Below are 19,362 nucleotides of genomic sequence, written 5' to 3'. Positions count from 1 at the left end.
CCTGGCCCGAAAGGACCCTGGTACCCCGTGACTTCGCAGGTCGACACCGTCAGCGCAGCCGCAGCAACTCCTGACGTGCCGCAACCCTATAAAGAGCTGGGTTTGAAGGACGACGAGTACGCGCGCATCAAGGAAATCCTCGGCCGTCGGCCGACCGACGCCGAACTGGCGATGTACTCGGTGATGTGGAGCGAGCACTGCTCCTACAAGTCGTCGAAGGTGCATCTGCGCTACTTCGGCGAGACCACCACCGAGCAGATGCGCGCCTCGATGCTCGCCGGCATCGGTGAGAACGCCGGCGTCGTCGATGTCGGCGACGGCTGGGCGGTCACCTTCAAGGTCGAGAGCCACAACCACCCGTCCTATGTCGAGCCGTATCAGGGCGCGGCGACCGGTGTCGGCGGCATCGTGCGCGACATCATGGCGATGGGCGCGCGCCCGATCGCGGTGATGGATCAGCTGCGTTTCGGCGCGGCGGACGCGGCCGACACCCGGCGCGTGGTCGACGGTGTGGTGCGCGGTGTCGGTGGTTACGGCAACTCGCTCGGCCTGCCCAATGTCGGCGGCGAGACCGTGTTCGACCCGTCCTACCAAGGCAATCCGCTGGTGAACGCGCTGTGTGCGGGCGTGATGCGGGTCGAGGACCTGCACCTGGCCTTCGCTTCCGGTACCGGCAACAAGATCATTCTGTTCGGCGCGCGCACCGGCCTCGACGGCATCGGCGGTGTCTCCGTGCTCGCCTCGGACACCTTCTCCGGTGACGAGTCGGGCACCGGCCGCAAGAAGCTGCCCAGCGTGCAGGTCGGCGATCCGTTCACCGAGAAGGTGCTCATCGAGTGCTGTCTCGAGCTCTACGCGGCCAAGCTGGTGGTCGGCATCCAGGACCTCGGCGGCGCCGGACTGTCCTGTGCCACTTCCGAACTGGCCGCCGCAGGCGACGGCGGCATGCGCATCGAGCTGGACCAGGTGCCGATGCGGGCCACCGGAATGACCCCGGCCGAGGTGCTCTCCAGCGAATCGCAGGAGCGCATGTGCGCGGTGGTCACCCCCGAGAACGTGGACGCGTTCATGGCGGTGTGCCGCAAGTGGGACACCCTGGCCACGGTGATCGGCGAGGTCACCGACGGTGACCGGCTGATCGTCACCTGGCACGGCGAGACCGTGGTCGACGTGCCGCCGCGCACCGTCGCGCACGAGGGCCCGGTCTACGAGCGCCCGGTGCGGCGCCCGGACGAGCAGGACGCGCTGATCGCCGACAGCACCGACAAGCTGACCCGCCCGAAGACCGGCGACGAACTGCGCGCGACGCTGCTGCAGATGCTGGCCAGCCCGCAGCTGTGCAGCCGCAAGTGGATCACCGAGCAGTACGACCGGTACGTGCGCGGCAACACCGTGCTCGCCGAGCACGCCGACGCCGGTGTCATCCGGATCGACGAGCAGACCGGTCGCGGTATCGCGCTGGCCACCGACGCGTCCGGCCGCTACACCAAGCTGGACCCGTACACCGGCGCGCAGCTCGCGCTGGCCGAGGCCTACCGCAATGTCGCCACCACCGGCGCCACCCCGAAGGCCGTCACCAACTGCCTCAACTTCGGTTCGCCCGAGGATCCCGGCGTGATGTGGCAGTTCCAGCAGGCGGTCCGCGGTCTCGCGGACGGCTGTGTGGCGCTGGGCATTCCGGTCACCGGCGGCAACGTGAGCTTCTACAACCAGACCGGGCAGACCGCCATCCTGCCGACCCCGGTGGTCGGCGTGCTCGGCGTCATCGACGACGTGCACCGGCGCATCCCGACCGGGCTCGGCCTGGAGCCGGGGGAGACGTTGATCCTGCTCGGCGACACCCGCGACGAATTCGGCGGCTCCATCTGGTCCCAGGTCGTGCACGACCACCTCGGCGGCGTGCCGCCCACGGTCGACTTCGCCCGCGAGCAGTTGCTGGCCGAGGTGCTCACCGCGGGTTCGCGCGACGGCATGATCAGTGCCGCGCACGACCTTTCGGAGGGCGGGCTCATCCAGACAGTCGTCGAGGCCGCGCTGGCCGGCGAAACCGGTTGCCGCATCCTGCTTCCCGAAGGTGCCGATCCGTTCGTGACGCTGTTCTCCGAGTCGGCGGGCCGCGTGCTCGTCGCGGTGCCGCGCTCGGAGGAGACCCGGTTCACCAAGATGTGCACCGCCCGCGAACTGCCGTGGGTGCGCATCGGTGTGGTCGATCAGGGTACGGACTCGGTTGAGGTGCAAGGACAGTTCACCGTCCCCATGGACGAGCTGCGGGCCGCGCACGAGGGCACGCTGCCGAAGTTGTTCGGAGCAAGCGCCATCTGATGACGACTGAGACTGGAGCGGTCTCAGTAAGTCAGCGCAACGGCGCCGGCCGAGTTGCCGGCGCCGTCGAGCTCCCCCGCCTCTCCGCGTATTCAGGCCAGGCCTAGTTGCGGGGCGAGGAGCGTCGGCGTCCGGCGGTTGGGATCCGGCCGGGTCAGCTGGTACCCGGCGAGTTACCCATGTTCGTGCGAAATCAGTTGTCCTTTTCGCTGTTCGGGGTCGTCGTCGCCACGCTGTTCTTCGCTCTTTCGCTGACACCGTCGCTGCTGCCGCGGGATTGGCTGTTCGAAGGGCTGATCGGCGGCGTCAACGCGGCCATCGGGTATGGCGTCGGGTGTCTGCTGGAGTGGGCCTACCGCAGGTGGATTCGGCCGCGGGTGCAGCTACCCGCGTCGGTGACAAAGGTATTGGCCGATCTGCCCACCTGGTTGCCCGGTGTGATCAAGGTGGCGGTGCTGCTCGGCTGCGTGGTCGTCGCGATCGTGATGCTGGTGCAGTCGGCCCGGTGGCAGCGCGAGATCACCGCGCTGATGGGCATGGACGACATCACCACCACGGGCTTCCTGCGCACCGGCGCGCTGAGTGCCGCCGTGATCGCGCTGGTGATCGGGGTGTTCCGCGCCGTCCGGTGGCTGATCCGGTGGGTAGCGGGCGAATTGACCGCACGAGTGCACATCCCACGCCAGTTCGCATTGCCGATCGGCGCGCTGATCGTCACCATCCTCGCCGTCACGCTGTTCAACGGAGTGCTGGCCAAAGCCTTTTTCGCGGCGGCGAATTCGGCGTTCAGCGTGCGCAACGGCCACACCTCGCCCAATGCCACCCAGCCGCAGCTGCCGGAACGCTCCGGCAGTCCGAGCTCGCTGGCCAAGTGGGAGACCCTCGGCTCGGAGGGCCGCTGGTTCGTCTCCTACGTGCCGAGCGCCGACGATATCGCCAGGGTCACCGGCAAACCCGCGCGCGAACCCATCCGGGTGTACACCGGCCTGGAATCGGCGGACGGGCCGGAGGCACAGGCCGAGCTGGCGGCCGCCGAACTGGAGCGCACCGGCGCCTTCGACCGCAAAGCGCTGGTCGTGGTGACCACGACGGGCACCGGCTGGGTCGACTCGACCAGCGCCGAATCCGTCGAGCTGATGTACGGCGGCGACACCGCGATCGTCGCCACCCAGTACTCGTACCTGCCCAGCGTGTTGTCGTTCCTCTCGGACAAGGAGAAGGCGACGCGGATGGGAAAGCTGGTGTTCGACAAGGTGTATGAGCACTGGTCGGCACGGCCGGCGCAGGCGCGTCCGAAACTGCTCGTCTACGGAGAGAGTCTCGGCTCGCAGGGCTCGGAGGGCGCGTTCACCGGCCTGTCCGACCTGCGGACCAAATCCGACGGGGTGCTGTGGGTCGGGCCGCCCAACTCGAACCGGCTGTGGGGCGAATTCGTGGCCCGCCGCGATCCTGGCTCACCCGAGGTGTTGCCGACCTACGCCGACGGTCTGGTGGTGCGGTTCGCCGACGGCCGCGGCGACCTGTGGCGGCCGTCGAGCACCTGGCTCACCCCGCGCATCGCCTATCTGCAACACGCCTCGGACCCGGTGGTCTGGTGGTCGCCGGATCTGCTGTTCACCGAACCGGATTGGCTGCGCGAACCGCGCGGCGCGGACGTGTCGCCGACCATGGCGTGGTATCCGATCGTCACCTTCTGGCAGGTGGCCGCGGATCTGCCGAACGCGCAAGGTGTCAACGACGGGCACGGGCATCGCTACGGCACGCTGGTGCTCGATGCCTGGGCCGCGCTCGCCGAGCCGCCGGACTGGTCGGCGGAGCTCTCGGATCGGATCCGAAACTACTTGGAAGCGTCGGCGGTTCGCGAACGCTCGCTGAAATAGGACGCGGTCCTGGGCGGGCCGGGACCCCTCGTGCACAAGGCCCGCCCAGGCGCGTCGTCAGGTCACGGTGTTGAACGGATCGTGCTCTGCGAGCAGCTTTTCCAACCGTGCCTGATCGATGCGACCGTGAACGGTCGCGGCCTCGTGCTGGTCACGCACCACCTTCGCCAAGGTGAAGGTGCTGGTCACCAGGAACAGCAGCGACATCGCGAGGAAGCCGCGCTGCCACATGTCCAGTGGGAGATAACAGATTCCGATGCCCGCCCCGAGAAAGCTGACACCGAACGCGATCGCGGCCTGCGCGATGAAGGCCGACGTGGTCTTCGACTGTGCGTTGGGAGTGCTCATGGATACGAAGTCTGCCGACACGCGCACGCGCGCAACCGCGTACAACTACTCGAGCGGTCTGGGTAGTTGCCGATCGCGGTAGGTGACACCGTGCCGGCGTCGCGTTGCGTCCGCGATCTTCGTCGACGGTCGGCCGGGCCGCCCGCCGTCGACACCGCGTCGGCCTACCGTGTCAGAAATATCCGTGGGTCGCCCGCCATACTGTTGCGGTGATGATCGCAACGGACCCGTCCGCGCCCGAGCTCGGCGCGCGCTGAGTCTCGTGCTCGTGCCCGCCTCCACCATGACGAAGCTGCGTGCGCGCGGCGTCGTCATCGTGCGGCGCGCGGAAGACATCATCGATCTGAACTATGCCGGGCTGGTCGTCGCGACGGTGTTCTTCGCCCTGTCGGTGACACCGTCGCTGCTGCCGCGTGACTGGCTGTTCCAGGGGCTGATCAGCGGGATCAACGCAGCGCTCGGGTATGGCGTCGGCTGTGTGCTGGAGTGGCTGTTCCGGCTGTGGGTGCGGCCGCGGCTGACCAGGATTCCGCCGCCGCCGACCTGGGTGCGCTACGCGGTGAAGTCCGCGATCCTGTTCACCGCCGCGCTGAGCGCGGCGCTGATGCTGGTGCAGTCGGCGCGCTGGCAGCGCGAGATCACCGCGTTGATGGGCATGGAAGGCACCACGACGCCCGCCTACCTGCGCACGGGTCTGCTGAGTCTGGCGGTCGGCGTGGCGGTGGTCTCGGTGTATCGGACGGTGCGCGAGATCATCCGGTTCTTCGCCCGCCTGCTCAACCAGTGGGTGCGGGTGCCGCGTGAGCTCGCACCCGCCGCCGGGTTTCTCGTGCTCGTCCTGTTAGCCGTGACCATTTTCAACGGTGTGGCCTCGCGCGCGTTCTTCGCCGTGGCCAACTCCGCGTTCAGTGTGCGCAACGATCACACCTCGGCGAACGCGATCCAGCCGGTGCAGCCCGAACGCTCGGGCAGCCCTGCCTCGCTGGCGAAATGGGAGACCCTCGGGTACGAGGGGCGGTGGTTCGTCTCGCACGGGCCGACCGCGAGCAAGATCGGCGAGGTGACCGGCAAGCCGGCCCGCGAGCCGATCCGCGCCTACGTGGGGCTGGAATCGGCCAAGCGAGACGAGGATCCGGCGGAACTGGCCGCCGCGGAGCTCGAGCGCACCGGCGCGTTCGATCGGAAGGTGCTCGTGGTGATGACGACCACCGGCACCGGCTGGGTGAACGCCATGGCGGCGGGCGCGATCGAGTACATGTACGGCGGGGACAGCGCGATCGTCGCCTCGCAGTATTCGTACCTGCCCAGCGTGCTGTCGTTCCTGGCGGACCGGGGCAAGGCGATGACCGCGGGCCGGGCCATGTTCGACGCGATCTACCGGCACTGGAGCGCGCGGCCACGAGAGCAGCGCCCCAAGCTGCTGGTGTACGGGGAGAGCCTGGGCTCGCAGGGCTCCGAGGCGGCGTTCGACGGGCTGGCCGATCTGCGGACGAAGGTGGACGGCGCGCTGTGGGTGGGCCCGCCGAACTCGAATCGACTATGGCAGCAGTTCGTTTCGCGGCGCGATCCCGGCTCGCGGGAGGTCCAGCCGGTGTACGCCGACGGGCTGGTGGTGCGATTCGCCTCCGACAGTGCCGATCTCGCGCGACCGTCCACCGAGTGGCGGCCGCCGCGGATCGCCTACTTGCAGCACGCCTCGGATCCGATCGTCTGGTGGTCCACGGATCTGATCTTCTCCCAACCGGATTGGCTGTCCGAGCCGCGCGGCGCCGACGTCTCCTCGCAGATGCGCTGGTGGCCGTTCGTCACCTTCTGGCAGGTCGCCGCCGACCTCACCAACGCCCAGGGTGTCACCGACGGGCATGGGCATCGCTACGGCAGCCTGGTGCTCGACGGCTGGGCGGCCATCGCCGCGCCGCCGGATTGGAACGCGGGCATGTCCGACCGGATCAGGGCCGAGATCGAGGCCACCGAGGACTTCGAGCGGAAGATCAAGTGAGTAGAGTTCCGGAAACCGTTGTTGCCGTGGCAATTCCGCTGGCCTGGAGCAACTGGGTGCTGCCCGGGCTCGGGCTCGGTGTGCGCGGCAGGACCGCCGCCAATGCCGGATTCGCTACCGCGTATGCCGTCGCCCTTCGTGGTGAGCCGAAGTGGTGGTCTGCGAAGGGCTTTCGGTACGGAGCTGTGTCCACAGCGCTGGTCGCCGCCGGTTACGGGGTGGCACTGGCGATTCCATCGGTGCGGAAAGGGCTGCGTGAGTTCATCGATCGCGGGCCGGAGGTCGATGCCACCGAGTGGATCATGGTGCATATCCCGATCGGCACCGTGTATGGCGAAGAGATGATTTTTCGGGCCACCTTGGAACCGTTGCTGGACAACGTCTTCGGCGCTCGTGCCGGATCGGCGCTCGGTGCGTTGACCTTCGGGCTCTGGCATGTGCATCCGGCCCGTGCCGCGGGTGACAGTGTTCCGGTCACCGTGGCCGCTACGGCGGCGGGTGGTTTCGCGCTCGGCTGGTTGCGCCGCCGCACCGGAAGCATCACGGCACCGGCCATGCTGCACCTGGCCACCAATGCGGGTGGCGCTGTCGCGCCTCGCCTGGCCCGGCTGATCGGAACTGCCGAAAAGTAAACCGGCTCAACGCCATTCGGGCGGCGGCGGGAATTCGGTCGGCAGGCTGGCTCCTTTCGCACCATGCTGCGACTTCTGCATGGCCCCCTTGCTGCTGGAGTGGGCGCAATAGCGCGAACATCATGCGCACTTGCGTACAACGTTCCGTCGTGCGTACAGTGTTCGCAACAGGAGAACGGCGTACACGCCGACTGGATTCAGAGCAGGAGAGCACAATGTCGAACACCGTGAGCTGGGGCGCCGAGGGTGACTGGAAGGCGCAGGGGGACTGGGGCAGCACCGATTCGACCGGGCGGGATTTCTCGGTTGCGCGCTGGCAGCGGCGGCTCGACGAACTGCGGGCCACCCACCACGTGCCGGGTGCGGCGCTGGCGATCCTGGTCGACGGCAAGGTTTACGAGCTCGCCAGTGGCGTCCTGCATCGCGGTACCGGCGTGGAGGTCACCCCCGACTCGGTGTTCCTCTGCGGCTCGGTCGCCAAGGTCTACACCGCCACAATGATCATGCGACTGGTCGACCAAGGCAAGCTCGACCTCGACGCACCTGTCGTCGACGTGCTGCCCGAGTTCGCCACGCCGGACGAGGAAGCCACCGAGACCATCACCGTCCGGCAGTTGCTCAGCCACACCGGCGGCGTGACCAACGACTTCAACTACGACGGCGGCCGCGGTGACAACTGCCTCGCCGAATACGTCCGGGCTGCAAGGGAAGTCGCGCTCGACTGCAAGCCGGGTTCCGGGACGTCCTACGGCGGACTCGGTTTCGTGGTGCTCGGCCGGGTCATCGAGGTACTGACCGGCAAGACCTTCGACGAGGCCGTGCAGGACCTGCTCGCCACCCCGCTGGGTCTCGACCATCTGATGACGCTGCCGGAGCAGGCCCTGCGGTTCCGTGTCGCGATGAGCCACCTGGGCGAGCCGGGGCAATACCCGGATCCCGCGCCGCAGTGGGACATCATGCCGCGCTCGGTCGCGCCCGCGGCCCGGGTCATCAGCTCCGCGGGTGACATGGTGCGGTTCGCCCGGATGCACCTGGAGGGTGGTCGCGCCGCCGACGGCACCGTGGTGATGTCGCCGGAAATCGTTGCGGCGATGCAGCAGCGGGAGGTCGACGTGCCGGACAAGTGGACCGTCAGCGCGGACGGCTGGGGCCTGGGCTGGACCCTGTACGACTGGGACGGCATCAAGGGCTTCGGTCACGACGGCGCCGCGATCGGCCAGTACGCCTACCTGCGAGCCGTCCCCGAGGCGGGTGTCGCCGTCGCTCTGCTCACCAATGGTGGTGGCGCACGCCAGCTCTACGCCGCGCTGTTCCGGGAACTGCTCGCCGAACTGGCCGGAGTGCAGATGCCGGAGCCCTTCGCTCCTGCAGATCCGCCGGTCCAGGTGGACATCGCACCGTTCGTCGGCACCTACCGCCGCGCGGGCGTCGTCGTCACGGTCAGCAAGCGCGACGACGGCTCCGCGCACATGCTCTACGAGTTCGTGGACGAGATGAAGGACATGTCCCCGCCGCTGAGTATGGAGCTCACCCCGGTCGCCGAGACGGTGTTCGCCGCCTCCGGTGCGGGCCCGTCGTTCAGTGAGGACTACATGCCCGTCGTGTTCGCCACCCTCGCCGACGGCACCGAGGTCTGCTACGTCGGTATGCGCGCCACCCCGAAGCAATCTGTCTGATCAATCCGAAACCGAAGGGCCGGGCCATAACCCGGCCTTTTCGGCATGCCCCGAGTGGTCAAGCCCCGGCCTTCGTGGCCGATATCGCCGCTCGGTGGGCCGCTTGCAGCGCGCTGTTGATCGCGATTTCGCCACGCATCCCCGGGGCGGCGACTTGGTCGCCGATCAGGTAGACGTCGTTGCCGCGGTCGATGGCGGGCCGATCGCGCCAGGTCTGACCGGGGAGGTCGAGTGCGCCGGTGCGGCCCTTCGCGGCCCCGGTGCGGTGGAAGGTGGTGCGGTCACGCCAACCGGGCAGGACGGTGTCGGCGAACTTGCCGAGCCGCAGTCGCGTATCGCCGGGGGATTCACCGGCGCGGGTGGGCATTTGGAGTTGGAACAGCGATTCGCCCGGCGGCGCGATGGTGTCGTCCTGCATGGTGTAGCTCTCGTGGAACCCGCCCTCGTCCAGATCGAACACCAGGGTCCGGTCGGCGCGCGACGCGGTGACGGCGATGTCGAGCAGGGCGCACTGACCGCTGGTCCATCGGAGACTGTCGTCGCCGAGCAGCATTCTGGCGGAGCTCAATTCGGTGGCGACCAGCACCGGCCCGTCGGTCGGCAGCTGGTCGACCCGCACGCCGGTCTCGATGGTGACACCGAGTTCCGTTGCGCGCTCGGCCATTCGGCCGATGACGCGTTGCCAGCCGCCGCGTACCCAGCGCACCGCAGGAATATTCGGCCCGAAGACGCGTTGGCACAACTCCCACACGAAGGCCGCCGACAGGCGGCCGGTATCGGCGTCGTAGGTCGCCACGCTGATCGCGTTGGCCAGTTGCTCGGCGGTGACCTCGCCCCAGCGGGCCGAGGCCCAGCTGCGGAAGTCCTGGTCGACCGGGGCCCGCAGCCTGCCACGTGCCTGGGCGCGCAGCATCCCGATCGGCGGCAGCGCGCGCACCCGGCCGTCGACCCGGAAACCCGCCCGCGTCCAGTCCCCGAGGCGGGGCCAGCCCAGATCGCTGACGAAACCATGCTTCTTCAGCCACGTGTAGTGCGGGCCGTCGGCGTAGAAGACATGCGCACCATCGTGTGCGACATACGGCGGCGCGGTGGCCCGGCCGCGGCCGCCGAGGGTGTGGTGTGCCTCGTACAGGCGCACAGCCGCACCTGCCTCGGCCAGTGCGATGGCCGCGGTCAGGCCGGCCAGGCCGCCGCCGATCACCGTGACGTGTGTTTTCATGCTGTTCCCTCTCCCTGTGTGCCGGTCCACCCCAGTCGGGCGACGACCATCTCGGCGATGGAGCGCAGATAGCGGTCCGGGCCGACCGCGGTGGGGTGTTCGCCGCCGAAGGTGTCGCTGATCAGCCAGTAGTGCGCGACCGCGCCGACGACCACCGCTGCGGCGGCCTCCCAATCCTGTTCCTGCCGTTGCGGATCGGTGAGCTCCATCAGTCCGCGCAGTACCGCCGAGACGAACACCAGGTACTCCTCACGGCGGAACACCTCCAGCACGTCGGTCCCGATCGAGTTGTCGCGCACCAGGATTCGGTTCACGTCGCGGTCGTGCTCGAGCCTGGCCAGGCCCATCCGGCACAGCATGGTCAGCTTGTCGACCGTGGATCCCTGCGGCTCCAACGAATCGAGCCAGGCCAGCACGGAGAAATCCGGGTCGAGCAACGACGCCCATTCGCCCCGCTCGGTCAGCCTCCACCGCACTGCCTCGACCAGCAGCTCGTCCTTGGACCGGAAATGCCGGTACATCGCGCCGGACCCACCCGAGAGTCCCGCGGCCCGCTCGATCTGCGTCACGGTGGTCCGGGCGAAACCCTGCTCGCCGAACAGCCGCAGCGCCGCCGCCATGACCCGTTCCCGCGTCGAATCAGCCATCCGCACCCCTGTAAGTAATTACTTACTTACAGTAGGGGCGAGCAGCGCAGCCGCGCAAGCCTTTTGCGCGATTCGCGCACTGCGGCGGGTCGTCTCGAAACCGGTGGGTAGCGGCTCCGGCACTCCGAGTGCTATTCGGTCGGCAGCTCGCCGCGTGCCGCCAAAGCGGCAAGCACGTACGGGGCGGCGAGCTGCTGGAGTACGGCGAGTGGTCCCATCCCCTCGAAATGTGCTGCCGCCGCCGCGAAGTCGTCGTCGAGCGGTAGTCCCGCCGCGCGTAGTTCCGCAGGGAGACGGCGGACGGCGTCGAGGATGGCCGGTGCCGGCAGCCATGCGTCGTCGCCGACCGGTTCCGAGGTGCCCGCCTGGTACGCGGCGGCGAGTTCTGCTCCGGTCCGCTGCACGTCGGGATGTTCGGATAGACGCTCGAATCGCGCACCTTCGTCTTCGAGGTTCGCCCACTCCAGGGGATACCACGCGTCTTCCGGTGCAACGTCGGCTCGTTGCGCGGATCCGAGCGCATGGACGCCGAAGTTCAGCGGGTTGTCTTCCTCGAACCAGCGGATCACGACGCGCACGAGCGCACCCGCGGGCGGATGCACTCTCAGGTCTTCGGCGATAGCCCGAGCCAAGGCTGCGGCGAACTGGACTTCCTGCACAATCACCGTCGCAGCGTATTCGCCACATGCGGCATTGCCGAGACGTCGACGGTAGGGGCAGCGCGGCCGCGCAAGTATTTCCACGTTTCGCCTGGTCTCCGGGGTTTGGCTCACTAGGCCGGATGAAACTGCGGCGGGCGAAATTCGGTGGCGGTACCCGCCCTCGGTCGGCCATCGTTGGTGCGACGAAAGGACCCCATGCTCGACGACACGCAGATCGAATCCTTTATCACCGATGGCTTCGTCAAACTGGAGCAGGCGTTTCCGAGCGAGGTGGCGGCGGCGGGCCGGGCGATTCTGTGGCGGGCGACCGGCTGCGATCCTGACGACCGTTCGACCTGGACGCAGCCGGTGATCCGGCTCGGCGACTTCGCCGACGAACCTTTCGCGCGCGCCGCCACCGCGCCCGCCTCGACGGCGGCGTTCGATCAGCTCGTCGGCCGCGGCCGCTGGCTGCCGCGAAACAGCCTGGGCACCTTCCCGGTTCGCTTTCCGGTGGGCGGGCCGCCCGGTGACGACGGCTGGCATATCGACGTCAGTTTCCCCGGTGACGACCCCACCGACTACTTCACCTGGCGGGTGAATCTGTGGTCGCAAGGCCGCGCACTGCTGATGCTGTTCCTGTTCTCCGATATCGGCGTCGACGACGCACCGACCCGCATCCGGGTCGGGTCGCACCTGCGGGTGCCCGCACTGCTGGCACCGTTCGGTGAGGCGGGCGCGGAACTGGGGCAGATCCCGTACGTGCAGGCGACCGCCGACCTGCCCGAGGCGGTGGCCACCGGCCGGGCCGGCGACGTCTACCTCTGCCACCCCTTCCTGGTGCATGCCGCGCAACGACATCGGGGCACGTCGGCGCGTTTCCTGGCGCAGCCGCCGCTGCTGTCGCGCGGTCCCTGCGTACTGGATCGGCCGGACGGCGCGTACTCGCCGGTGGAGCGCGCCATCCGCCGCGGACTCGACCGGTAATCTCGGCTACGTGGCTCGACAATCGGTGAGTCCGGCCGAGCTGCGGTCGGCGGTGGATGCGGTGCGTGCGTGGCTGCGGGACGACTCGGTGGACGCGCCCGCGCGCACCGAACTCGCGGCGGCGGCCCGCACGACCGCGCGCACTTTGGCGGCTGCGGCTCCCGGGCATTCAGTGGAGGTGCGGGTCCCGCCGTTCGTCGCGGTGCAGTGCATCGAAGGTCCGCGGCACACCAGAGGCACCCCGCCGAACGTCGTCGAAACCGACCCGCGCACCTGGCTCCTGCTGGCCACCGGCCTGCTGGACTTCGCCACTGCCCTCGACTCCGGCGCCCTCACTGCCTCGGGCAGCCGCGCGACCGAAGTCGCACGCTGGCTCCCCATCGCCCGCCTGGCCGACGACTGATCGCCGCACTCCTTCGCGGGATCCGTACTCGCTCCATGGGACCGCAGCGAGTACGGATCCGACCTGATCAGGCGGCGACGCGATTGCTGCGGTGCAGTCCCTTGTGGTCGTAGAAACGAGTGATGATGGCGCCGAAGGCCAAGCCGATGGCCAGTCCGGCCACTGCCATCCAGACCCCGCGGGCCAGGCCCGATTCGAAGTTGGCGTCGAAGTAGAGGATGGCGCGGATGCCCAGGAACACCTGGTGCATCGGTTCGAAGGAGGCCAGCCAGCCGAAGTACTGCGGCGTCGCCTCGATCGGCACGGTGCCGCCGGAGGAGGGCAGGCCCAGAATGATGAACAGGATCAGGTTCACCAGCAGACCCGCCGAGCCGATCGCGGCCAGCGTGGACAGACCGGTGACGCCGACGGCGATCATGGCGAGCGCGCTGTAGAGGAACAGCGCCAGCGGATGATCGATCGGCATGTCCAGAATCTTGCCGACGATCAGGAAGACCGCCGAGACGATGTTCGCGGTCACCACCATCACGCCCCACTTGATCAGCAGGGTGCGGAAACGGGAGATGGGCGTCGGCGGATAGTGCACGTACCACGGCCCGTACTCGGTCGGGATGAAGCCGAGCTGGGCGTCGATCATGGTGTGGATGACCATCGCGCCGACCACCCCGGCGAGCAGCAACAGCAATGCGTAGAAGAACGCGCTCAATCCTTGGCCGGTGCCGTCGGGCAGCGGATGGTACTGCTGGACAACCACTTTCACCGGATCGGCGAGCGCGACCCGCGCCGCGCCGGACAGCTCGGGCCCGGGCGGCGCACCGGCCTGCGGCTTCAGCTGCTCGGTCACCTGATCGGTGAGCTGCTTGCCGACCTGCTTGTTCACCTCGGTCAGCGCCTGGTTGCCCACCCGCAGCACGATCTGGGTGCCGAACGCGCCGGTGCGCGGGTTGGTCTGCAGGGTGATGATCGGGCGTTCCATGTCACCGGGAATTACGCTGCCGACGCCGAGGATGCCGAGGCGCTTGCTGAAATCGCTCGGGATGACCAGCGCGCCGTAGACCTCGCCGGACTGCATCTGCCGCTCGGCCTCGCTGATGCTGATCACCCGCAGGTCGACCTTGTCGGCGGGCACGCCCTTTTCCAGCGCCTCGGTGATCTGGTTACCGAAATTCACCTGCTGCTGGCTGTCGGCCTTTTTGATGACATCGCCCACATCTTGATTCACCAGGGCGATGGGAAAATCGTGCAGATTCTTCTCCGGATCGACGACGTAATCCAGATACATGATGCCGAGCAACGCCGTCAGCAGCGTCAGCACGCCGATGGGAAACAGCACCAGCCGCGCCCATGGCCTGCGCTGCGGCGCGGTGCCCCCGGTGTTCGATCCCGCCCCGCTGCCTGAATCCGCGCTGTCGGTAGTCGTCACGGATCGCACCGTAACAGCTACCGTCGCCGGATTCCCCGGCCGCTGCGCCACGCCGGATTGCTACTGGTATGCGGTGGCGGTGATCGCGATCGAAGTTTCACCCGTAGAATGAAACGTGCCCCCAGCCCGCCCGAACAGGGAGCAAACGGTGACCAACGCCGAACTGCCGGTTGACGCTACTTCCGCCACCCCCGATCAGGACGAGAACGAGCCACGCGAAGAGTGTGGCGTGTTCGGAGTCTGGGCGCCGAGCGAGGACGTGGCGAAGCTCACGTACTACGGCTTGTACGCGCTGCAACACCGCGGGCAGGAGGCGGCGGGCATCGCGGTATCCGACGGTTCGCAGATCTTGGTCTTCAAGGATCTCGGCTTGGTCAGCCAGGTGTTCGACGAGCAGACGCTGGCCGCCATGCCGGGCCACATCGCCGTCGGGCACTGCCGCTACTCCACCACCGGCGGCGTGACCTGGGAAAATGCCCAGCCGATCTTCCGGACCACCTCGGTGGGTTCCGGACTTGCCTTGGGCCACAACGGCAATCTCGTCAACACCGCCGAATTGGCAGGCCGCGCAAGGGAACTCGGGCTCATCGGTGCGACGGTGGCCAACGGCCGCCCGCAGCCGATCGCCGCGACGTCGGACTCCGATGTGATCACCGCGCTGCTGGCGCACGCCTCCGCCGACTCCAGCATCGAGCAGGCGGCGATGGAGCTGCTGCCGACCCTGAAGGGCGCGTTCTGCCTGACCTTCATGGACGAGCACACGCTCTACGCCGCGCGTGACCCGCACGGCGTCCGCCCGCTGTGCCTCGGCAGGCTGGACCGTGGCTGGGTTGTTGCCAGCGAAACCGCAGCACTCGACATCGTCGGGGCGGCGTTCGTCCGGGAGATCGAGCCCGGCGAACTGCTGGCGATCGACGCCGACGGCGTGCGCTCGATGCGCTTCGCCAATCCCGAACCCAAGGGCTGCGTCTTCGAGTTCGTCTACCTGGCCAGGCCGGACAGCACCATCTCGGGCCGCTCGGTGCACGCCACCCGCGTCGAGATCGGGCGTCTGCTCGCCAAAGAGCATCCGGTCGACGCGGATCTGGTGATCCCGGTGCCCGAATCCGGCACCCCGGCCGCGGTCGGCTATGCCCAAGGTTCCGGCGTGCCCTACGGCCAAGGCCTGATGAAGAACGCTTACGTCGGGCGCACCTTCATCCAGCCGAGCCAGACCATCCGTCAGCTCGGCATCCGACTGAAGCTCAACCCGCTGCGCGAGGTCATCCGCGGTAAGCGGCTCATCGTGGTGGACGACTCGATCGTCCGCGGCAACACCCAGCGCGCGCTCATCCGCATGCTGCGCGAAGCGGGCGCGCTGGAGATCCACGTCCGGATCGCCTCGCCGCCGGTCAAGTGGCCGTGCTTCTACGGCATCGACTTCGCCTCGCCCGCCGAACTGATCGCCAACGGGTCGGGTGCCGAAGGCAGCTTCGACGAGATGGTGGAGGGCGTGCGCCGTTCCATCGGCGCCGACACCCTCGGCTACATCTCCACCGAGGGCATGATCGCCGCCACCGAGCAGCCCCGCTCCCGGCTGTGCTGCGCCTGCTTCGACGGCAACTACCCGATCGCACTGCCCACCGAGGCGGCCATCGGTAAGAACGTGCTCGAAGGCATGCTCACCGGGCAGCCGGAGGCGCTGCTGCTGGGCGAGAACGCGAATGCGAGTGCGCTGAGTCGTCCGTAGGTCTTGGGCGGTCCGGGGAAGTCCGGGCCTGCGCCCTTCGGGATGAAGGTCCACTTCATGCCGGTGATTCAGGCTATGCCGCCGTGGTCGGCCCTCCGGTCGTCCGGAACCGTGTCCATCGCCTGGCGGGACGGCTGTCCTCCCCTTCCTTCCTATGGCCCACCATTGCCGGCGAACATCGAAGCGTGGGCTCGTCCCGTACATGTCGCCTGTCATCAGGCATCCGTCGTCGGTCCGTGCGGCCCCGGATGACTCCTCCTGAAGCCCTCGGGCCGTCGCGTTGTCGGTATCTGCGACACCCAGCCGCCTATCTCGGCCCGGTCTCTTCCCCCTTGGTACGAACCACCATCCAGTGCATCGAAACGCGCCGATTTCGCCCCGCGCGCACGGCGAGTCGATTTCGCGCGTCGCGGTAAACGGCCGTATTTGTCCGGATGCGTGCCGTGGCGTCTTCGAGACGCACGCATCGGAGATCCAGTGCGTTCCTGGACATTCGTCCGGTGATCTGGCCCCCTCGGTGCACTATTTGCAACGCCTGCTAACGACCCGGTGATTTTTTCTGTGAAAACGCAACGTGCCGGAAATGGTTCGTGGGTACGGTGCCCGTCAGATCGGAAGTTCATTGCGTCCGCACCTGTCCTGCGATCCAGGACAGCGCGGTGCGGCGCTCGAGAAGTGGGGCCCTGATGTTGGTTTCTAGAACACCTGGGGGCCGGACCCGGACGCGAACTATCGCGGCCGTCGGCCTGGCGACGCTGGTTGCGTCGTCATTGGCAGGCTGCGGTTCCGGCCGGACCGGTGATGGTGGTGACGGTGGCGGCTTGCTGGCCGGCACCACGGACAAAATCTTCTCGCTCGACCCGGTAGCCGCCTACGACAACGGCTCGCTGGTCGCGGAGACGCAGTTCTACCAGTACGTGCTGAACTTCGCGCCCGGCGACGCGACGCCGAAGCCGGACGCCGCGGAGAAGTGCGAGTTCACCACCCCGACGGTGTACAGCTGCACCATGAAGCCGGGCCTGAAGTTCGCCAACGGAAACCCGTTGACCGCCAAGAGCGTCAAGTTCTCCTTCGACCGCATGGTCAAGATCAATGACCCGAACGGGCCCGCCTCGCTGCTCGGCAACCTCGAGAAGACCGAGGCCCCGGATGACCGCACCGTGAACTTCACGCTGAAGGTCGCCAACGACCAGACCTTCCCGGCGATCCTGCCGACCCAGGCCGGTCCGATCGTCGACGAGAAGGTGTACTCGCCGGACAAGGTGATGGCCGACGAGGACGTGGTGAAGAACAAGGGCTACTCCGGCCCGTACACCATCGCGAGCTACGACAAGAACAAGCTGGTCGAGTACAAGGCGAACCCGGATTACAACGGGATCCTCGGCACCCCGAAGACCAAGACCGTCTCGACGAAGTACTACGCCACCACCGACAACATGAAGCTCGACCTGCAGAACGGGTCGCTCGACGTTGCCTACCGGTCGCTGACGCCGACCGACATCGAGTCCCTGCGCGGCGACAGCAAGGTCACTGTGCACGAGGGCCCCGGTGGCGAGCTGCGCTACATCGTGTTCAACATGAACACCATGCCGGGCGGCACTCCGGAGCAGAAGTTGGCGGTGCGTAAGGCGCTCGCCTCCACGGTGGACCGGGCCGCGCTGGCCAAGAACATCTACAAGAACACCTACACCCCGGCGTATTCGTCGGTGCCGCAGGGTGTTCCGGGCGCGACGGAGCCGTTCAAGGACATCTACGGCGCCGATCCGAGCAAGGAGAAGGCCGCCAAGTTCCTCGCCGACGCGGGTGTCGCGACGCCGGTCGAGCTGAACCTGCAGTACAACCCGGACCACTACGGTTCGAGCAGCTCCGAGGAGTACGCCTCGATCAAGTCGCAGCTGGAGGCCAGCGGGCTGTTCCGGGTGAACCTGCAGTCCACCGAATGGGTGAGCTACCAGCGGGAACGGGCGCGCGATTCGTACCCGCTCTACCACTTCGGCTGGTTCCCGGACTTTCCGGACCCGGACAACTACCTGACCCCGTTCTTCGGTCCGAACAACTTCCTGCAGTCGCACTTCGAGAATCCCGGCGTGACCGCGCAGCTGATCGCCCAGATCACCGAACGCGACAAGACCAAGCGGATGGAGATCCTCAAGAACGTGCAGCAGGATCTGGCACAGAACCACCTGCCGATCGTTCCGCTGTTGTCCGGCAAGCAGATCGCCGTCTCGGGTAAGAACGTGCAGGGAGTGGAGCAGACTCTCGACGCGTCGTTCAAGTTCCGTTACACGGTGCTGAGCAAGTGACATCCGGCGAAGCCGGGCCCGGGACGACAGCTGCTCCAGAAACGAAGCCAGCGCCGGCCCGGGCCCGGCGCTTCGGCGTGCCACGAGCACGGAAGGGCGGCGGCGATTCGCGCCAGCTCGCCCTGCTGCGCTACTTGGGTGTGCGATTGATGCTGATCCCGGTGACCGCGTGGATCCTGGTCACCGTCGTGTTCTTCCTGATGCGCGTGGCCGGTGACCCGATCAGTGCGGCCATGGGTGGGCGGATGACCCAGGAGCAGATCGAGGTTCGCAAGGAGGCAGCCGGGTTGAACCGGCCCATCCTGTCGCAGTACTGGGAGTACATCACCGGCCTGCTGAGCGGGGATTTCGGTAAGTCGCAGGACAATCGGCAGATCAGCGAAGTGGTGATGACCTATGGCGCCGCCTCGCTGGAGTTGATGTTCTGGGCGCTGATCGTGGCCTTCGCGGTCGGTATTCCGCTCGGTAGATACGCGGCGACGCGGCGTGATTCGCCGACCGACACCGGTCTGCGGCTGTTCGCGATCCTGGCCTACGCGGCACCGGTGTTCTTCGTCGGTCTGCTGCTGAAGCTGGTCTTCGCGGTGCAGCTGGGCTGGTTGCCGGTGGCGGGCCGGGCCAGCACCAATGTCGAGCTGCAGCTGCAGCACGTCTCGCCCAAGACCAACATCATGTTGATCGACGGAATCCTGTACGGCGACACGGGTTACCTGCTCGACGTGCTGAAACACGCTGTGCTGCCTGCGATCGCGCTCGGGCTGCTCACCGCGGGCATCTTCCTGCGGCTGGTGCGGATCAACCTGATCCAGACGCTGCGGGCCGACTACGTGGACGCCGCGCGGGCGCGTGGTCTGTCGCAGCGGGTGGTCACCGGACGACATGCCTTCCGCAACGCGATGATTCCGATCGTCACGGTGATGGGCATGCAGATCGCCATGATGCTCGGCGGCGCCGTGCTGACCGAGACCACCTTCGAATGGAAGGGCCTGGGTTATCAGCTCGCGACGTATCTGTCTGCGCGTGACTTCATCGCCGTGCAGGGCATCGTCGCGTTCATCGCGCTGGTCGTCGCGGTGATGAGCTTCCTGGTGGATGCCCTTGTGGCACTGATTGATCCGAGGGTGAGGTTCTGATGACCGCACCGGAATTGCTG

General features: G+C 67.5%; 15 protein-coding genes. 10 read left to right on the top strand and 5 right to left on the bottom strand.

Annotated elements, in window-relative coordinates:
* Window positions 1–27: 27 nt before the first annotated feature.
* Both purL and NN4_RS15350 read left to right on the top strand, forming a co-directional pair.
* Entirely contained in the window at window positions 28–2,322 is a 2,295-nt protein-coding gene (gene purL / locus NN4_RS15355) for a phosphoribosylformylglycinamidine synthase subunit PurL (RefSeq protein ID WP_147131040.1), read from the top strand.
* Between the two features lie 179 nt (window positions 2,323–2,501).
* The gene (locus tag NN4_RS15350) at window positions 2,502–4,202 is read left to right on the top strand and encodes an alpha/beta hydrolase (protein ID WP_147131038.1); all 1,701 of its coding nucleotides are present in this window, start codon (window positions 2,502–2,504) and stop codon (window positions 4,200–4,202) included.
* A gap of 57 nt (window positions 4,203–4,259) precedes the next feature.
* Here the strand turns inward: NN4_RS15350 and NN4_RS15345 are convergent, their stop codons facing one another.
* Window positions 4,260–4,550 (bottom strand): YiaA/YiaB family inner membrane protein, encoded by a 291-nt coding sequence (locus tag NN4_RS15345; protein WP_107653970.1) that lies wholly within the window; start codon window positions 4,548–4,550, stop codon window positions 4,260–4,262.
* A gap of 283 nt (window positions 4,551–4,833) precedes the next feature.
* Between NN4_RS15345 and NN4_RS15340 the strand changes: the two genes are divergently transcribed.
* The 3 genes from NN4_RS15340 to NN4_RS15330 all read left to right on the top strand — a co-directional run bounded on the left by NN4_RS15340 (window position 4,834) and on the right by NN4_RS15330 (window position 8,857).
* Window positions 4,834–6,549: an alpha/beta hydrolase gene (locus NN4_RS15340; RefSeq protein WP_147131221.1), complete on the top strand. Its 1,716-nt coding sequence runs from the start codon at window positions 4,834–4,836 to the stop codon at window positions 6,547–6,549.
* The gene (locus NN4_RS15335) at window positions 6,546–7,181 is read left to right on the top strand and encodes a CPBP family intramembrane glutamic endopeptidase (RefSeq protein ID WP_147131036.1); all 636 of its coding nucleotides are present in this window, start codon (window positions 6,546–6,548) and stop codon (window positions 7,179–7,181) included. The genes NN4_RS15340 and NN4_RS15335 overlap by 4 nt, the downstream gene beginning before the upstream one ends.
* A 215-nt stretch (window positions 7,182–7,396) precedes the next feature.
* Window positions 7,397–8,857 carry a serine hydrolase domain-containing protein gene (locus NN4_RS15330; RefSeq protein WP_147131034.1) on the top strand — a complete coding sequence of 487 codons (1,461 nt, stop codon included), beginning with the start codon at window positions 7,397–7,399 and terminating at the stop codon, window positions 8,855–8,857.
* 58 nt (window positions 8,858–8,915) lie between these two features.
* Here the strand turns inward: NN4_RS15330 and NN4_RS15325 are convergent, their stop codons facing one another.
* From NN4_RS15325 to NN4_RS15315, 3 genes are all read right to left on the bottom strand, one after another.
* The gene (locus tag NN4_RS15325; protein WP_147131032.1) at window positions 8,916–10,076 is read right to left on the bottom strand and encodes an NAD(P)-binding protein; all 1,161 of its coding nucleotides are present in this window, start codon (window positions 10,074–10,076) and stop codon (window positions 8,916–8,918) included.
* Window positions 10,073–10,723: a TetR/AcrR family transcriptional regulator gene (locus tag NN4_RS15320; RefSeq protein WP_147131030.1), complete on the bottom strand. Its 651-nt coding sequence runs from the start codon at window positions 10,721–10,723 to the stop codon at window positions 10,073–10,075. The genes NN4_RS15325 and NN4_RS15320 overlap by 4 nt, the downstream gene beginning before the upstream one ends.
* A 131-nt stretch (window positions 10,724–10,854) precedes the next feature.
* Window positions 10,855–11,388 (bottom strand): hypothetical protein, encoded by a 534-nt coding sequence (locus tag NN4_RS15315; RefSeq protein ID WP_147131028.1) that lies wholly within the window; start codon window positions 11,386–11,388, stop codon window positions 10,855–10,857.
* Between the two features lie 192 nt (window positions 11,389–11,580).
* Between NN4_RS15315 and NN4_RS45720 the strand changes: the two genes are divergently transcribed.
* Together NN4_RS45720 and NN4_RS15305 are read left to right on the top strand one after the other, a co-directional pair.
* Complete coding sequence (locus NN4_RS45720) at window positions 11,581–12,351, top strand: phytanoyl-CoA dioxygenase family protein (RefSeq protein WP_147131026.1); 771 nt, start codon at window positions 11,581–11,583, stop codon at window positions 12,349–12,351.
* Between the two features lie 10 nt (window positions 12,352–12,361).
* Complete coding sequence (locus tag NN4_RS15305) at window positions 12,362–12,754, top strand: sterol carrier family protein (RefSeq protein WP_147131024.1); 393 nt, start codon at window positions 12,362–12,364, stop codon at window positions 12,752–12,754.
* Window positions 12,755–12,821: 67 nt separating this feature from the next.
* Here NN4_RS15305 and NN4_RS15300 read toward each other — a convergent pair whose 3' ends face one another.
* Window positions 12,822–14,090, bottom strand: a complete 1,269-nt coding sequence (locus NN4_RS15300; RefSeq protein WP_147131218.1) for a YhgE/Pip domain-containing protein — start codon at window positions 14,088–14,090, stop codon at window positions 12,822–12,824.
* A gap of 235 nt (window positions 14,091–14,325) precedes the next feature.
* On the opposite strand from NN4_RS15300, the gene purF reads away from it, so the two are divergent.
* The 3 genes from purF to NN4_RS15285 all read left to right on the top strand — a co-directional run bounded on the left by purF (window position 14,326) and on the right by NN4_RS15285 (window position 19,342).
* Entirely contained in the window at window positions 14,326–15,906 is a 1,581-nt protein-coding gene (gene purF, locus NN4_RS15295; RefSeq protein WP_135234629.1) for an amidophosphoribosyltransferase, read from the top strand.
* 686 nt (window positions 15,907–16,592) lie between these two features.
* Complete coding sequence (locus tag NN4_RS15290) at window positions 16,593–18,209, top strand: ABC transporter substrate-binding protein (protein WP_107653979.1); 1,617 nt, start codon at window positions 16,593–16,595, stop codon at window positions 18,207–18,209.
* A gap of 122 nt (window positions 18,210–18,331) precedes the next feature.
* Window positions 18,332–19,342: an ABC transporter permease gene (locus NN4_RS15285; RefSeq protein ID WP_255508400.1), complete on the top strand. Its 1,011-nt coding sequence runs from the start codon at window positions 18,332–18,334 to the stop codon at window positions 19,340–19,342.
* The last annotated feature ends 20 nt before the right edge of the window (window positions 19,343–19,362 follow it).

It is taken from the genome of Nocardia ninae NBRC 108245 (assembly GCF_007990755.1).
Lineage (GTDB): Bacteria > Actinomycetota > Actinomycetes > Mycobacteriales > Mycobacteriaceae > Nocardia > Nocardia ninae.
The sequence above is the reverse complement of the archived record's forward strand: the minus strand, read 5'-3'. Positions and strand labels throughout refer to the sequence as shown.

Bases quoted from the DNA above. Each gene is read 5' to 3' on its own strand.
- NN4_RS15340 (WP_147131221.1), top strand. From the start codon at position 4,834: ATGACGAAGCTGCGTGCGCGCGGCGTCGTCATCGTGCGGCGCGCGGAA.
- NN4_RS15290 (WP_107653979.1), top strand. From the start codon at position 16,593: ATGTTGGTTTCTAGAACACCTGGGGGCCGGACCCGGACGCGAACTATC.
- NN4_RS15325 (WP_147131032.1), bottom strand. From the start codon at position 10,076: ATGAAAACACACGTCACGGTGATCGGCGGCGGCCTGGCCGGCCTGACC.
- NN4_RS45720 (WP_147131026.1), top strand. From the start codon at position 11,581: ATGCTCGACGACACGCAGATCGAATCCTTTATCACCGATGGCTTCGTC.
- NN4_RS15330 (WP_147131034.1), top strand. From the start codon at position 7,397: ATGTCGAACACCGTGAGCTGGGGCGCCGAGGGTGACTGGAAGGCGCAG.
- NN4_RS15320 (WP_147131030.1), bottom strand. From the start codon at position 10,723: ATGGCTGATTCGACGCGGGAACGGGTCATGGCGGCGGCGCTGCGGCTG.
- NN4_RS15345 (WP_107653970.1), bottom strand. From the start codon at position 4,550: ATGAGCACTCCCAACGCACAGTCGAAGACCACGTCGGCCTTCATCGCG.
- NN4_RS15350 (WP_147131038.1), top strand. From the start codon at position 2,502: ATGTTCGTGCGAAATCAGTTGTCCTTTTCGCTGTTCGGGGTCGTCGTC.